The organism is Nocardia sp. NBC_01499, assembly GCF_045040275.1.
Lineage (GTDB): Bacteria > Actinomycetota > Actinomycetes > Mycobacteriales > Mycobacteriaceae > Nocardia.
This window is the reverse complement of record NZ_CP109426.1, coordinates 7,162,341-7,178,200: the sequence shown is the minus strand read 5'-3', so window position 1 is coordinate 7,178,200 and position 15,860 is coordinate 7,162,341. Positions and strand designations below refer to the sequence as shown.

11 protein-coding genes are annotated in these 15,860 nt (G+C 66.5%); 8 read left to right on the top strand and 3 right to left on the bottom strand.

What is annotated here, in order from left to right; all coding sequences use genetic code 11:
* The first annotated feature begins 75 nt into the window (after positions 1–75).
* Both OG203_RS32915 and OG203_RS32910 read left to right on the top strand, forming a co-directional pair.
* Positions 76–3,894, top strand: a complete 3,819-nt coding sequence (locus tag OG203_RS32915) for a multifunctional oxoglutarate decarboxylase/oxoglutarate dehydrogenase thiamine pyrophosphate-binding subunit/dihydrolipoyllysine-residue succinyltransferase subunit (protein WP_405161117.1) — start codon at positions 76–78, stop codon at positions 3,892–3,894.
* Between the two features lie 316 nt (positions 3,895–4,210).
* Positions 4,211–4,900, top strand: a complete 690-nt coding sequence (locus tag OG203_RS32910; RefSeq protein ID WP_405161116.1) for a hypothetical protein — start codon at positions 4,211–4,213, stop codon at positions 4,898–4,900.
* An 86-nt stretch (positions 4,901–4,986) separates the two neighbouring features.
* Here the strand turns inward: OG203_RS32910 and OG203_RS32905 are convergent, their stop codons facing one another.
* Complete coding sequence (locus OG203_RS32905; RefSeq protein ID WP_405168079.1) at positions 4,987–5,613, bottom strand: TetR/AcrR family transcriptional regulator; 627 nt, start codon at positions 5,611–5,613, stop codon at positions 4,987–4,989.
* Positions 5,614–5,687: 74 nt separating this feature from the next.
* Here OG203_RS32905 and OG203_RS32900 point away from each other — a divergent pair, with 74 nt between their 5' ends.
* The 6 genes from OG203_RS32900 (at position 5,688) to OG203_RS32875 (ending at position 13,461) form a co-directional block, all read left to right on the top strand.
* Entirely contained in the window at positions 5,688–7,220 is a 1,533-nt protein-coding gene (locus tag OG203_RS32900; RefSeq protein ID WP_405161115.1) for a flavin-containing monooxygenase, read from the top strand.
* Positions 7,217–8,047, top strand: a complete 831-nt coding sequence (locus OG203_RS32895) for an SDR family NAD(P)-dependent oxidoreductase (protein WP_405161114.1) — start codon at positions 7,217–7,219, stop codon at positions 8,045–8,047. Before OG203_RS32900 ends, OG203_RS32895 begins: the two co-directional genes overlap by 4 nt.
* A 16-nt stretch (positions 8,048–8,063) precedes the next feature.
* The gene (locus OG203_RS32890; RefSeq protein ID WP_405161113.1) at positions 8,064–8,978 is read left to right on the top strand and encodes an alpha/beta hydrolase; all 915 of its coding nucleotides are present in this window, start codon (positions 8,064–8,066) and stop codon (positions 8,976–8,978) included.
* Between the two features lie 118 nt (positions 8,979–9,096).
* Complete coding sequence (locus OG203_RS32885; RefSeq protein WP_405161112.1) at positions 9,097–10,890, top strand: AMP-dependent synthetase/ligase; 1,794 nt, start codon at positions 9,097–9,099, stop codon at positions 10,888–10,890.
* 127 nt (positions 10,891–11,017) lie between these two features.
* The gene (locus tag OG203_RS32880; protein ID WP_405161111.1) at positions 11,018–11,674 is read left to right on the top strand and encodes a hypothetical protein; all 657 of its coding nucleotides are present in this window, start codon (positions 11,018–11,020) and stop codon (positions 11,672–11,674) included.
* A gap of 65 nt (positions 11,675–11,739) precedes the next feature.
* The gene (locus OG203_RS32875; RefSeq protein ID WP_405161110.1) at positions 11,740–13,461 is read left to right on the top strand and encodes a molybdopterin-dependent oxidoreductase; all 1,722 of its coding nucleotides are present in this window, start codon (positions 11,740–11,742) and stop codon (positions 13,459–13,461) included.
* A gap of 59 nt (positions 13,462–13,520) precedes the next feature.
* Here OG203_RS32875 and OG203_RS32870 read toward each other — a convergent pair whose 3' ends face one another.
* Together OG203_RS32870 and OG203_RS32865 are read right to left on the bottom strand one after the other, a co-directional pair.
* Positions 13,521–15,002 carry a DHA2 family efflux MFS transporter permease subunit gene (locus OG203_RS32870; RefSeq protein ID WP_405161109.1) on the bottom strand — a complete coding sequence of 494 codons (1,482 nt, stop codon included), beginning with the start codon at positions 15,000–15,002 and terminating at the stop codon, positions 13,521–13,523.
* 14 nt (positions 15,003–15,016) lie between these two features.
* A complete protein-coding gene (locus tag OG203_RS32865) occupies positions 15,017–15,766 on the bottom strand; it encodes a PadR family transcriptional regulator (protein ID WP_405161108.1) in 750 nt (249 codons plus the stop codon).
* Positions 15,767–15,860 lie beyond the last annotated feature (94 nt).

The window sequence follows — 15,860 nt, the reverse complement described above, 5'->3', positions numbered from 1 at the left end:
AGGCCCCTCGAGCGACCTGCAAGCAGTCGCTACGCAGTGCCGGGCACGTCACAACGTCGCAGCGCGAAGAACGAAATGAGGCGAACACCTGCTGTGAGCAGCTCAACTTCCCAGTTCGGACAGAACCAGTGGCTAGTCGATGAGATGTATCAGAAGTTCAAGCAAGATCCATCCTCGGTCGATGAGAGTTGGCACGAGTTCCTCGCCGATTACACGCCCGAAGCCACGGGTGATTCCGGTAACAGCTCGGCCGCCCCGGCCGCGGCCGCTCCCGCGCAGGCGCCTACCCCGGCTCCGGCACCCGCGTCGGTGAACTCGGCTCCCAAGGCGAACTCGACCGCCAAGGCGAACTCGGCCGCCAAGGCGAACTCGGCCGCCAAGGCCGCGCCCGCACCGGCCAAGGCCGCGGCCCCCGCGCAGGCCCCGGCGAAGGCCACCGCGCGCGCACCGCAGACCACCCCGGCCCCGGCTTCCAACGCGGCGCCCACCTCCGGCGCCCCGAAGACCGAGACCGTGGCCGACGAGGCCAAGGTGCTGCGTGGTGCCGCTGCGGCGGTCGCCAAGAACATGGCCGCGTCGCTGAGCATCCCGACCGCGACCAGCGTTCGCGCCATCCCGGCGAAGCTGATGATCGACAACCGGCTGGTCATCAACAACCACCTGGCCCGTACCCGCGGTGGCAAGATCTCGTTCACCCACCTGCTCGGCTACGCGATCGTGAAGGCCGTCAACGCGTTCCCGAACATGAACCGGCACTTCGCCGAGATCGACGGGAAGCCGAACGCGATCACCCCCGCGCACACCAACCTCGGCCTCGCCATCGACCTGCCAGGCAAAGACGGCAGCCGTTCGCTGGTCGTCGCGGCCATCAAGGGCACCGAGGAGATGACCTTCGGTCAGTTCCACACCGCCTACGAGGACGTCGTCCGACGTGCCCGCGACGCTAAGCTGACCGCTGCCGACTTCGCCGGCGTCACCATCTCGCTCACCAACCCGGGCACCATCGGCACCGTGCACTCGGTGCCCCGCCTCATGCCGGGTCAGGGCGCCATCATCGGCGCGGGCGCGATGGAGTACCCGGCCGAGTTCCAGGGCATGAGCGACGAGCGGATCGCCGATATCGGCGTCGGCAAGCTGATGACGCTCACCTCCACCTACGACCACCGCATCATCCAGGGCGCGGAGTCCGGTGACTTCCTGCGCACCATCCACCAGATGCTGATCTCCGACGAGTTCTACGACGAGATCTTCCACGGCCTCGGCGTGCCGTACGAGCCGGTGCGCTGGCGCAAGGACATTCGCGAACGCGGCGTCGACAAGAGCACCCGCGTGCTCGAGATGATCGCGGCCTACCGCAACCGCGGCCACCTGATGGCGGACACCGATCCGCTGCGGCTGGTCAAGGACAAGTTCCGCAGCCACCCCGACCTCGACGTCACCCAGCACGGGCTGACGCTGTGGGACCTGGACCGCACGTTCAACGTCGGCGGTTTCCACGGCCAGGAGCAGATGAAGCTGCGCGAGGTCCTCTCGGTCCTGCGCGATGCCTACTGCAGGCACGTCGGTGTGGAGTACACCCACATCCTGGAGACCGAGCAGCTGCAGTGGATCCAGGAGCGGGTCGAGCAGAAGCACGTCAAACCGACTGTCGCGCAACAGAAGTACATCCTGAACCGGCTGAACGCGGCGGAGGCCTTCGAGACCTTCCTGCAGACCAAGTACGTCGGGCAGAAGCGCTTCTCGCTCGAGGGCGCCGAGGCCGTCATCCCGATGATGGACGCGACCATCGACCAGTGCGCCGAGCACTCGCTCGACGAGGTCATCATCGGCATGCCGCACCGCGGCAGGCTGAACGTGCTCGCCAACATCGTCGGCAAGCCGTACTCGAAGATCTTCACCGAGTTCGAAGGCAACATGAACCCGGCCGGCGCGCACGGCTCCGGCGACGTGAAGTACCACCTCGGCGCGCACGGCACCTACCTGCAGATGTTCGGCGACAACGAGATCGAGGTCTCGCTCACCGCCAACCCCTCGCATCTGGAGGCGGTCGACCCGGTCCTCGAGGGCCTGGTTCGGGCCAAGCAGGACCTGCTCGACAAGGGCGACGGCCCGGAGGGTTACTCCGTCATGCCGTTGATGCTGCACGGTGACGCCGCGTTCGCGGGTCAGGGTGTTGTCGCCGAGACGCTGAACCTGTCCGGTCTGCGCGGCTACCGCGTCGGCGGCACCATCCACATCGTGGTGAACAACCAGATCGGCTTCACCACGGCGCCGGAGAACAGCCGCTCCACCGAATACTCCACCGATATCGCGAAGTTCATCGGCGCGCCGATCTTCCACGTCAACGGTGACGACCCGGAGGCCTGCGACTGGGTGGCCCGCCTCGCGGTCGACTTCCGGCAGAAGTTCCGCAAGGACGTCGTCATCGACATGGTCTGCTACCGGCGCCGTGGCCACAACGAGGGCGACGACCCGTCGATGACCCAGCCCGCCATGTACGACGTCATCGACACCAAGCGCTCGGTGCGTAAGGCGTACACCGAGAGCCTGATCGGCCGTGGCGATATCTCGCTGAAAGAGGCCGAGGACGCGCTGCGCGACTACCAGGGTCAGCTGGAGCGGGTGTTCAACGAGGTCCGCGAGCTGGAGAAGTACACGCCGGAGCCGAGTGAGTCCGTCGAGGACGACCAGAAGGTGCCGACGACCGTGCAGACGGCCGTGGACAAGACCGTCCTGCAGCGCATCGGCGACGCGTTCCTGCATGTGCCCGATGGCTTCAACGTGCACCCGCGCGTCAAGCCGGTGCTGGAGAAGCGTCGCGAGATGGCCTACGAGGGCAAGGTCGACTGGGCCTTCGCCGAGCTGATGGCCTTCGGCACGCTGATCGACGAGGGCCGCGCGGTGCGCCTGACCGGTCAGGACTCCCGGCGCGGCACGTTCACCCAGCGGCACTCGGTGATCATCGACCGCAAGTCGGGCGAGGAGTACACCCCGCTGCACAACATCGGCAGCACCGACCCGGGTTGGTTCGCGGTGCACGACTCGGCGCTGAGCGAATACGCCGCCGTCGGTTTCGAATACGGCTACTCGCTTGGCAACCCGAACGCACTTGTGTTGTGGGAGGCGCAGTTCGGCGACTTCGTCAACGGCGCGCAGTCCATCATCGACGAGTTCATCTCCTCCGGTGAGGCCAAGTGGGGTCAGCTCTCCGACGTCGTGCTGCTGCTGCCGCACGGCCACGAGGGTCAGGGTCCGGACCACACCTCCGGGCGCATCGAGCGGTTCCTGCAGCTGTGTGCCGAGGGCTCGATGACGGTCGCCGTGCCGTCCACCCCGGCGAACTACTTCCACCTGCTGCGCCGCCACGCGCTGGACGGCATCCGCCGCCCGATGATCGTCTTCACGCCGAAGTCGATGCTGCGCAACAAGGCCGTCGTGTCGGATCTGAAGGACTTCACCGAGAGCAAGTTCCGCTCGGTGTTCGACGAGCCCGCCTACGAGCAGGGCATCGGCGACCGCAGCAAGGTCAAGCGGATCCTGATGACCAGCGGCAAGCTCTACTACGAGCTGGCCGCCGAGAAGGCGAAGCAGAAGCGCGAGGACGTCGCGATCGTGCGGATCGAGCAGCTCTACCCGCTGCCAACCTACCGCCTGAACGAGTCGCTCGACCGCTACCCCAACGCGACCGATATCGCGTGGGTCCAGGAGGAACCGGCCAACCAGGGCGCCTGGCCCTTCTTCGGCCTCAACCTCCCCGAGCTGCTCCCCGACCGCCTCGGCAAACTCCGCCGTATCTCCCGCCGCGCCATGTCGGCCCCCTCCTCGGGGTCGAGCAAGGTGCACGCGGTGGAGCAGGCGGAGATCGTCGCTGAAGCCTTCGAGCCGACGAGCTAGTAGGTAGCCCCACCCTGATCGAAAAAGGGCCCGCCACACCGGAACCGGTGCGGCGGGCCTTTTGTTGTCGAATTCGAAATGAAACCCTCACTTCGGCGGCCTGCGCAATGGCATAACCAAGTGGAAGCAACCATTTCTCGGCTTTGCCACCCCAGAAATAGGGGCCTATTACTGAGGCCCATGTGGCACTCATCACATTATTCCGGTTTTCGGAGGTTTGTCGGATATGAATATCCCTGTCGATCAATATCAACGCTTCGATTCGTCTGGGGGACAAGGCGTTCCATAGCGATCGGGGGCGGGAGAGAAAGCCTAAATGTTCCGTAAGACTGTCATGCGCGCAGGCCGCAAGGCCCTCCTCGTAGTTCTGCCGTTCGCGGTAGTGGCCAGCCTCGCCGATGCGGGCACCGCGTCCGCGACCGACTACGCCGCGCAGCAGGCGCGGTGGGCCGACAGCCTGGTGGCGTCGGGTAACGAGCAGGGCGTCGAATACAAGACCACCACGTCGCCGGACCTGAAGTCCATCTCCACTGTGCTGAACAGTGGCAAGTTCACCCTGACCGCGGATTCGTCGGCCGTGCAGGTGGAATCGGCCACCGGTGCGAAGGTCACCGAGTTCCCGATGTCCATGAAGACGGTCAAGGGCAACACGATCGCGCTGGCTCCGCAGATTTCCCAGGACGGGAAGACCCTGGTCGTCACCCCGCAGGTGACCCCCGAGGTCGCTACTGAGCTGAACAACGTCGCCGCCACCGGTGACCTGAAGCCCATCGCGACCAACCCGGACGCACAGAATCACGACCCGGTTGCCAACGGTCTCGCCGCAGGCGCTCTCACCGGCCTCGGCATCGCCGCGATCCTGTGCATCCCCGCACTGATCGTCTTCATCGTCGGCTACTTCGCCTGCATCATTGCCAGCGGCATCAGCTACGTCGTGTTCGCCGCGGTGATCGGTGCGATCCTCGGCGCGACGGCCCCGCAGGTGATCCCGCAGGTCCTGCAGTAAAGATCAGCTGACCGGGCGATTCGCCCGGTCAACAAGAGCCCGCCCACACCGAAACCGGTGCGGGCGGGCTCTTTTCGTCATACCGGTCAGCCGCGCAGTGCCGCGGCGAGCGCCGGACTCAACGCGAGCGCCGGTAGCGATTCCACCAGCAGGTCGATAAGTTGCTCACGCGGAATGGGCTTTTCGCTCATCCAGGTGAGAATCGTTTCCTCCACGAAGGCAATCCACCCACGAAGGGCGAGCGTCATCCGGGGCAGGTCGGGATCGTCCGGCGGAATCGGCAGCTCGGTGAGCACGAGTTCAGCAATGGCACTGCGAGATTCGTTTACATAGGTGACCATGCCGGGGTTGTAACTGGAAGGTCCGCGCAGTATCGCGTGGTAGGCGGCGCGGTTCTCTTCGACGTAGCCGACATAGCGTTCGACCGAGTCGCGCAGCATGTCGAACAGACCGAGGCTGCGGTCCGGCGCGGTCGCGGTCAGGAACTCGGCGCTGACGTGCCGCGCAATAGCCTCGTGGAATTCGTTCACCGAGGCGAAGTAGTGGAACAGCAAGCCGCGGGAGATGCCCGCCTCTTTGGCGATGTCGTCGACGGAGATGTCTTGCAGCGCGCGCTCGGCGAGCATCTCGGCGCCGAGGGTGATCAGTTGCAGGCGGCGTTCGTCCGGACTGAGCCGGACACGCTTGGTCTCTCCCGAACCGGAACGACGGATGCTCACACCCACATACTACTGAACGTGATTCAATACTGTTGACTGCTGCTCAATAAGCATCTACGCTCGAATATATGAGTCGCAAGGTTACAGACAAAGCTGTCGGCGACCGGCCCATCCGCCGCGTCAAGACGATCATCATCGGCGGCGGGTTCTCGGGGCTCGGCCTAGCCATTCGGCTCAGCCAGCAGGGACGCGACGACTTCCTGGTACTGGAACGCGGCGGCGATGTCGGCGGCACCTGGCGCGACAACACCTACCCCGGCGCCGCCTGCGATGTGCCCTCGCACCTGTACTCGTACTCTTTCGCGCTCAATCCGAACTGGTCGCGCTCGTTCTCCCGGCAAGGCGAGATCCAGCAGTACATCCAGGGCGTCGCGAAGAAATACCAGGTGCGCGACAAGCACGTCTTCGACTGCGACGTGACCAGCGCACGCTGGAACAACGACACCGCCGAGTGGGAAATCGAGTCGTCCAAGGGCCGCTTCGTCGCCGACACCGTCGTCTCCGCGATCGGCGCGCTGTGCGAGCCCGCGCTACCGGATATCAAGGGCATCAACGACTTCCAGGGCGAGATCTTTCACTCCGCCCGCTGGAACCACGACGCCGACCTGACCGGCAAGCGGGTCGCGATCATCGGCACCGGCGCCTCATCCATCCAGATCGTGCCCGCCATCGCGGACAAGGTCGCCCACCTCGACGTGTACCAGCGCACCGCGCCGTGGCTGCTGCCCAGGATGGACCGCCCGTACACCAAGGCCGAACGGCTCGCCTTCAAATACGTGCCCGGCTTCCAGCGCCTGTCCCGTGCCGCCATCTACGCGGCGCGCGAGACCCAGGTCGTCGGCCTCGCCAAGTTCCCGCCGCTGATGCAGGCGTTCGAGCTGGTCGCCAAGGCCAAGCTGCAGTACGAGGTGCGCGATCCCGAACTGCGCGCCAAGGTGACCCCGAACTTCCGGATCGGCTGCAAACGCATGCTGATCTCGAACAACTACTACCCGGCACTCAGCCGCGACAACGTCGACGTGATCACCGACGGCATCGCCGAGGTGCGGGCGAACTCGATCGTCACCAATGACGGCACCGAGCGCGAGATCGACGCGCTCATCGTGGCGACCGGCTTCCACGTCACCGATTCGCCGACCTACGACACCATCGCGGGCCGCGACGGGCGTACGCTCAGCGAGGTTTTCGACGAGGTCGGCCAGCAGGCCTACAAGGGCGCGACCATCGCCAACTTCCCCAACCTGTTCTTCCTGCTCGGCCCGAACGTCGGCCTCGGCCACACCTCGATGGTGTACATGATCGAGTCGCAGCTCAACTACGTCGCCGACGCGCTCGCCACGGTCGACCGGCTCGGCCTGCAGACGGTCGAGGTGCGCAGGCAGGCGCAGGACGAGTTCAACGCGGACCTGCAACGCAAACTGGGCAAGAGCGTCTGGCTAAACGGCGGCTGCGCCAGCTGGTATCTGGACAAGCACGGCAACAACACCACACTGTGGCCCGACTTCACCTTCGAATTCCGCAGGCTCACCAAGTCATTCGACGTGGACGCCTACGACATCACCACCGCCCGACCCGAGCTGAAAGTAGGGGCAGCACAGTGAGCAGTGACGCTTACTTCAATGACAAAGTCTGTGTGATCACCGGAGCCGGCTCCGGCATCGGTCGCGCACTCGCCGAGAACCTGGCCAAGCGTGGCGCGAAGCTCGCGCTGTCCGACATCGACACCGAGGGTCTCGCCGAGACCGTGCTCCGCTGCGAAAACCTCGGCGCCGAGGTCAAATCCGATCGGATCAACGTCGCCGAGCGCGAGGCCGTGCTGCTCTACGCCGACGCGGTGAACGCGCACTTCGGCACGGTGCACCAGATCTACAACAACGCCGGCATCGCCTACTACGGTGACGTGATGAAGTCCGAGTTCAAGGACATCGAGCGCATCATGGACGTCGACTTCTGGGGCGTCGTCAACGGCACCAAGGCGTTCCTGCCCTACATCATCGACTCCGGCGACGGGCACGTGATCAACGTGTCGAGCCTGTTCGGCCTGATCGCGGTCCCCGGCCAAAGTGCCTACAACGCGGCCAAATTCGCGGTGCGCGGGTTCACCGAGTCGCTGCGCCAGGAGATGCTGGTCGGCAGGCACAAGGTCAAGGTCACCTGTGTGCACCCCGGCGGCATCAAGACCGCCGTCGCGCGCAGTGCCACCTGGGCCGAGGGCATCGACGGCAAGAAGGCCGCCTCGATGTTCGACGCGAAGCTAGCCATGCACACACCGGAGATGGCCGCGCAGACCATCACCGAGGGCGTGCGCAAGGGACACGGGCGGGTGCTGATCGGCTGGGAGGCCAAGCTGATCGACGCGTTCGTCCGGGTCACCGCCTCCGGCTACCAGCGCATCGCCACCGTTGTCAACCGTCAACTCCTCCCCTGATTCGAGTCCGAAACCCATGCGGGACATCAATCTTCCGCTGCCCGTCGCACGAGCGGTGCTGCGTCCGATCTTCCGCGTCACGCTGAACAAGCGGGCGCCGTGGCGGATGCAGCGCCTGCTGCTCGAAGTGGGCTCGGTAGCGCAACTGGTGCCTGCGGGCACCACCATCGATCGGATTCGGCTCGGCGGCAGGCCCACCGAGCGGCTCACCGCCACCCCGACGCCGAACGGGGCGGTGCTCTATCTGCACGGCGGCGGGTACGCGGTCGGCTCACCGGCCACCCACCGGTCGCTTGCCGCGCGGTTGGCTCACGAAACCGGTTGCACCGTCTACGTTCCCGACTATCGACTGGCCCCGGAGCACCCGTTCCCCGCCGCGCTCGACGACGCCGAGGCCGCGTTCCTCGAACTGGTGGACAACGCGGGCTACCGGCCCGACCAGATCGCGCTCTCCGGCGATTCGGCGGGCGGCGGTTTGTCGCTGGCCACCGCGCAGCGGTTGATCGCGCGGCACGGGCACACCCCCGCCGCGCTCGGCCTGATCGCGCCGTGGACCGATCCGAATCAGATCCCGGAACGCGACAGCGACCTGGTGATCAACCGGCTGTGGTCGCGCGCCTGCGCCGCCGCCTACCTCGGCGACGGGGATTCGAGTGATCCTGGTTACGCGCCACTCACCGGCGAATTGGTCGGCCTGCCGCCGACCTATGTCCAGGTCGACACCGGCGAGCTGCTGCACGGGCAATGCGGAGATCTGGTTGCCGCGCTGCGCACAGCGGGCGTGCACGTCCGATTCACCGAGAGCACGGGCCTGTGGCACGTCGCGCAACTGCAAGCCGCGCTGGTCGCCCCCGCCGCCGCGGCACTCAGCGAACTGGCCGCGTTCCTGCGCGAAGCGATTCAGCCGGTCGATATCCGCGACTTAGGATAAGTACGGAGCGGGTCCGTACTCGGGTGTTACGCACGGATCCGTTTCTGGTGGTCGACCTCACGGCCCTGACACAGGTGTCGTAGATTACTGGCGAGTAAACCCACGTGGAAGGGCACTGATGCGAGAGTTCGAAGTCCCGGCTTCCTACACCATTCCGGAAGACGCGAACAATTCCGACAACGTCTTCCGGCATGCCGAGCAGTCGCCCGGCGCGGTGCTGTTCAACGTGCCGAACGGCAGTGGTGGCTTCACGGACGTGACGGCCGCGGAGTTCGCGAAGACCGTCACCGGCGTCGCCAAGGGACTGATCGCCTCGGGCATCGAACTGGGCGACCGCGTCGCCATCATGGCCCCCACCCGCTACGAGTGGGCCGTGCTCGACTTCGCCATCTGGGCAAGCGGCGGCTGCACCGTCGCCATCTACGACAGTTCCGCCGCCGAGCAGGCCAAGTGGATCCTGCAGGACTCCGCCACCAAGCTGCTGTTCGTCGACAGCGACAAGCACCGCGCGATCATCGATGAGATCGAGCCGGGCGCGCTGTCGGATCTGAAGGAGACCCTGCAGATCGACAAGGGTGTTGTCGACGAGCTGCTCGGCCGCGGCGCCGACCTGGACGACCAGGCCGTGCACGACCGGCGCAAGCAGGTCAACGCCGCCTCGCCGGCCACCCTGATCTACACCTCCGGCACCACCGGGCGGCCCAAGGGCGTCATGCTCTCGCACGCCAACCTGTACGCCGAGTCCCAGTCGGACCGGATCGCCCTCGGCAAGTTCATCAAGCCGGGCAAGAAGACGCTGATGTTCCTGCCGCTGGCGCACGTCTTCGCGCGCGCCGTCGCGCTGGCCGCGTTCGACGCCAAGGTGATCGTCGCGCACACCTCCGACTGGTCCACGCTGGTCGACCAGTTCGGCAGCTACCGGCCGCACTTCATCCTCTCGGTGCCCAGGGTGTTCGAGAAGGTGTTCAACAGCGCCAAGCAGAAGGCGCACGACGGCGGCAAGGGCAAGATCTTCGACGCGGCCGCGGACACCGCCATTGCCTGGAGCGAGTCGATCGACAACGGCGGGGCCGGGCTGGTGCTCAAGCTCAAGCACGCGCTGTTCGACAAGCTGGTCTACAGCAAGCTGCGGACCGCGCTCGGCGGCCAGTGCGAGGCAGCGGTCTCCGGCGGTGGCCCGCTCGGCGCACGCCTCGGTCACTTCTTCCGCGGCGTCGGCGTCACCATCTACGAGGGCTACGGGCTCACCGAGACCACCGCGGCCATCACCGTGAACACCCCGGACGACATCCGGGTCGGCTCGGTCGGCAAGCCGATCGAGGGCCACGGCGCCAAGATCGCCGAGGACGGCGAGCTGCTGCTGCGCGGCTCGGTGGTATTCGACGGCTACTGGGGCAACGACGAGGCCACCAAGGACGCCTTCGTCGACGGCTGGTTCAAGACCGGCGACCTCGGCGCCATCGACGCGGACGGGTTCGTCACCATCACCGGCCGCAAGAAGGAGCTCATCGTCACCGCGGGCGGCAAGAACGTATCCCCCGCGCTGCTCGAGGATTCGCTGCGGGCCGACCCGCTGATCAGCCAGGTGATGGTGGTCGGCGACGGCCGACCGTACATCGCCGCGCTGATCACCCTCGACCCGGAGGCGCTGCCCGGCTGGCAGAAGAACCACAACGTGCCAGAGGACACCCCGATCGAGAAGCTGATCGAGAACCCGGACCTGGTCGCCGAGGTCGAAGCCGCGGTCGCCGAGACCAACAAGAAGGTCTCCCATGCCGAGGGGATCAAGAAGATTCGCATCCTGCCGATCGACTGGACGCAGGAGACGGGCGAGCTGACGCCGAAGTTGTCGCTCAAACGTGCGGTTGTGATGAAGCAGCACGCGGACGACATCGCGAAGATCTATAGCTAGCGGTTACACATCCGAGGCGTCGTCCGCGAGTGTCGTTCGCGGGCGGCGCCTTTCGGGTTTCGCAGACGTGCGGTCATGGTTCGCGTTTCAATGGGGCGACACCGTTGCGGACCGGGAGCGTGCTGAGATGACTGATGGCGCAAGGAAATTGCTCGAGGAGATCCAGGCGGAGTTGGCGCCTCGGGACGCGGACAATCGGCTCGTTCCGCTGATCACGACGGGTAAGGCGGCGCGGGCGGTGTTCGCCGCGATCGCGACCGAGGAGTGGCGGATCACGGGCAGCGATTGGCGCAGTTTTCATGCGCTGGCGGCGCGGGCGGACGAGCCGCAGGCCCGCACGTTCTTCGGCATGCTCGCGCCGGGTGAGCAGCAGGCGCAGGCCATGCTGCACGCGCTGGTCGTCGCGGCGGGGCCGGACCCAGGCACCGAACTGCCTCGGGCCGGATGCCAGGCGTACCCGGCCTACCTGGCCTGGCTGGCGCTGAACGGTGAATCGTCCGCGGCCGTCGCGGGCATCTTCGCGAATTTCGCCACCTTCGGCCGTTATTGCGGCGCCGTCGCCGCGGGCATGCGCGAGCACTACGGCTTCGACGACGCGGCCTGCGCGTTCTTCGACTACTTCGCCGCGGACGTGCCCGAGATCGAACAGCAGGCCATCCGCGCGATCCAAGCCGGACTCGACTCAGGACGGCTGGACCGCACCGAAGCCCGCCTATACGCCCGCCTCTTCCAAAGCTACGAACTCATGTTCTGGAACACCCTGGCCGACGAGTTCGCCGGATAGCAAGGCTCCGGGCCGTCACCGAATGGTCACATTCCGTGGGCCTACCCGGCAGTACGCTCGAATTCATGGCCGATCTGCGATTGCGGGTGGCGGCCGGGATCGTCTCGGCAGCTGTGACGCTCGGCGTCGCGGAGCTGCTCGCGGCGTTTTTCGGCGCCGACAGCGCACCACTCAACGCCCTCGGCGCGACCGTGATCGACCACACGCCCGACGGTTTTCGCGAATGGGCCATCACCACCTTCGGCACCAGCGACAAGACCGCGTTGTACCTCTGCATGGGTGTGGTCACGGTGCTGGTCGCCGGGCTGGCGGGTGCGATCGAACGCACCTCGCGGGCGGCGGGTTCGACGCTGCTCGCGGTCTTCGGTGTCGTCGCCACCGTCGTTGTGGTCGGGCGTACCAGCGCGTCCGGTGCGCTACCGACCATCGTCGGTGTCGCGGTCGGGATCTATGCGCTGCGAGTCCTTACCCGCCGAATCGATGAGGCTGTCGAGGTATTCGACCAAGCAGCCGCCCGTGCTGACGCAGAAAGCTCGCCACCCACGGTATCGCCACCGAGCAGTGCCGGAGTTCCGAACGAGATACGGGGCGCCGCAACAGCATCCGCACCGGCCGGGGCCGCCGAGCGCACGGCCCCCGCCGACAGCACCATCGACCTGCCGTCCACGGAACACGCGACTCCCATCGACCCGGTCAGTGCCGGGCGGGCAGCGGCGGCACCGGAACGGCGCCGAGTGCTGCAAGGTCTGCTGGTGGTGGGCGGTCTTGCCATTGTCACCGAGGTCGGCGGTCGCCTGCTCGGAACGCGGCGGCGGGATGTGTCGGGTGAGCGGGCGACGGTGGAGTTGCCGCAGCCGACCGCGCCGGAGGTGCCGATCGCACCGGGAGCCGATCTTCGGGTACCGGGGCTCACGCCCTATCTCACCGCCAACGAGGACTTCTATCGCATCGACACCGCGCTGATCGTGCCGCAGGTGTCCAAGAACGACTGGTCGTTGCGCATTCACGGCATGGTGGATCGCGAAATCCAGCTCTCCTGGGCGGATTTGGCGAATCGTCCGGTGATGGAGCGGCTGGTGACGCTGGCCTGCGTATCGAATGAGGTCGGCGGCGACCTGATCGGCAATGCGCGCTGGCTCGGCTACCGGCTCGATGAACTGCTCGCCGAGGCGGGCCCGCACCCCGACGCGGACATGATGCTCTCGCACAGCATCGACGGATTCACCGCGGGCACACCGCTATCCGTTCTCACCGACGGCCGCGACGCTATGCTCGCCGTCGGCATGAACGGCGAACCACTGCCCGTCGAGCACGGTTATCCCGCCCGGCTGGTGGTCCCCGGCCTCTACGGTTACGTCTCCGCCACCAAGTGGGTGACCGAACTGGAGATCACCCGCTTCGACCGCGCCACCGCCTACTGGACCCGCCGCGGCTGGTCCGCCATGGGCCCGATCAAAACCGGCACCCGCATCGATACCCCGCGCGCCCGCGGCCGAATCACCAAGGGCCGCACCACCATCGCCGGTGTCGCCTGGGCCCAGCATCGCGGCATCCGCACCGTCGAGGTGCAAATCGACAACGGCAACTGGCAACCCGCCCGCCTTGCCGACGAACAATCCATCGACACCTGGCGCCAATGGACCTACGACTGGGACGCCACCCCCGGCCCGCACACCGTCCGCGCCCGCACCACCGACGGCACCGGCACCCCCCAAACCGCCGACCGCGCCGACGTAGTCCCCGACGGCGCCACCGGCTACCCCTCCCTCACCATCCAGGTCGGCTGAATTACCGCACAGCACTGCGCCCCGCGAACGAATGTTCGTGGGGCGCAGTGGGTTTCGGGTCAGCCGGCCAGGGATTCGGCCTTGGCGAGCTTGTCTTCTTGTCCGGACACGGCGGGTTTGCCGTGGCGGATGAAGAGGGCGGAGGCCACTACGCCGATGAGCAGGATGCCTGCGGGGAGCAGGACGGATTGGCTCAGGGCGGTGCTGAAGGCGTCCTTGACGAACTCGGGGATGGGGCCTTGGCCCGCACCACCTTCGGCGACCTTGCCGCCGCCGAGCCCGTTGGCGGACATGCGGGCCGCGATCAGGGCGCTGATCGCGGCGCTGCCGAGGACCGAACCCACCTGGCGGGTGGTGTTGTAGACACCGGCGCCCGCGCCTGCCTGCTGCACCGGCAGGTTGTGCGTGGCGGTCGACGCCAGCGGAGCCCAGATGCAGGCGTTGGCGAAGCCGGCCAACCCGGCGGACACCAGGAACCAGCCGATGGACGAGTCCGGGGTCATCAGCGCGGAGAACCAGAAGATCGAGACCGCAAACAGCGCGAATCCGACGGTCGGCACGATCCTCGGGTGCAGCCGGTCGGCGAACTTGCCGATGAACGGCGCGAAGATGCCGGTGATGATGGCCATCGGCGCGAACACCAGCGCCGACTTGGTCGGCGACAGCTCACGCACCGCCTGCAGGTAGAAGTACGACGGCACCATGAACGCGGTGACCGTGGCACCCATCGACGCGATGGCGGTGTTGGACAGCGCGAAGTTGCGGTCCTTGAACAACTTCAGCGGCAGCAACGGCTCGCCGGTATTGCGTGCCTGATTCACCGCGAACAGCGCGAGTACCACCAGACCGGCGCCGATCACCAGCCAGATCCGCAGCGACCAGTCGTAGCTGTTGCCCTCCTGGATGCCGAAGACCACCAGGAACATGCCGACACCGCTGAGCAGCACGCCGGGGATATCGAACTTGTGCCGATTGGTCGGCAGCGCGGGCACCAACCAGACGCACAGCGCGAAGGCGATGATGCCGACCGGGACGTTGACGAAGAAGATCCACTTCCAGCTGAGGCCGTCGACGAGCACGCCGCCGAGGATCGGTCCGACCAGCGTGGCAAGACCGGCAACGCCACCCCACAGGCCCATGGCCGCGCCACGCTTGTCCGGCGGGAAGGTGCGGGTGATCACCGCCATGGTCTGCGGCGTCATCAGCGCGGCGCCGATGCCTTGGGCGGCGCGCGCGGCGATCAGCATGCCGATGGTGCCGGACAGGCCGCACCACAGCGACGCCGCGGTGAACACGGCAAGACCGATCAGGTAGATGTTCTTGGGGCCGAAGCGATCACCGAGCCTGCCGGTGACGAGCAGCGGCACCGCGTAGGTGAGCAGATAGGCGCTGGTCACCCAGATCACCTTCGAGATGTCGGCGTGCAAGTCCGTCATGATGGCCGGGTTGGCGACCGCGACGATGGTCATATCCAAGAGGATCATGAAGAAGCCGACAACGAGCGCGGTGAGCGCTAGCCACGGATTGCGTTGAGTGGTCATGGGTTTCGGTGTTCCTATCTCGGATTTTCCCGATGCGCGGGAAGAACGGTTGATGCGCGCCGGGGTGCGCTGTCACGGTGGCGAGTCAGCCGCTCGAGATGCGGCGTCGGTGGCGGTTCGAGATGGTTGTCGCTGGCCCACACGTGGTGGTGTGGATTCTTGGCGATCCGGTCGCCGGTATCGGGATCGAAGTCATCCCATTCCAGTTCCCCGCCCTCCAGTTCGGCGAGGAAGCCGTTGACCCAGACGACCTCGGCGCCGAGCATGGCCTGCAGATACGGGAGAACGAGGATGTAGCGGCGCGGCACCTTACGTTCGCCGGCCCAGCCGATCAGCATCCCGATCTCGGCGAGTTCGCCCTCCAGGTGCGCGAGCCGCTCGCGCAGCAGCGCGAGCACGTCGGCTTTGGGCAGGTTGTGCGACTCGGCCAGCCCGATGGGGAACACCGGGTACTCGGGCGCGGGGAACCGAAGGATCTCGGCGATCCTGGTGCGTAGCGCCGCCCGGCCTCGCTCAGTGATCCGATAGGTGGTGCGCTCGGGCCGGTTGCCCGCCCGGTCGACCCCTTCGGCCTGCACCAATTCCTGCTCGGCCAGCCGCGCCACCGTGTGGTACAGCGAGCCGGGGCGCACCTTGACCAGCGCGTCCTCCCGGCGCGCGATCAGCAGCTGAAACATCTCGTACGGATGCATCGGCTGCTCTTCGAGCAGCGCGAGCACAGCGATCGCCAGTGGCGTCACCGCCTGACGCGCCAGCTGCGCCATATCCGTCACCTCCCGCACATCGCCCGCGCATATCAGCACGAGCCGGAGCCATCGACCTACGAGGCGAACGTTAGCCCCGCGCTCCGACATGCTC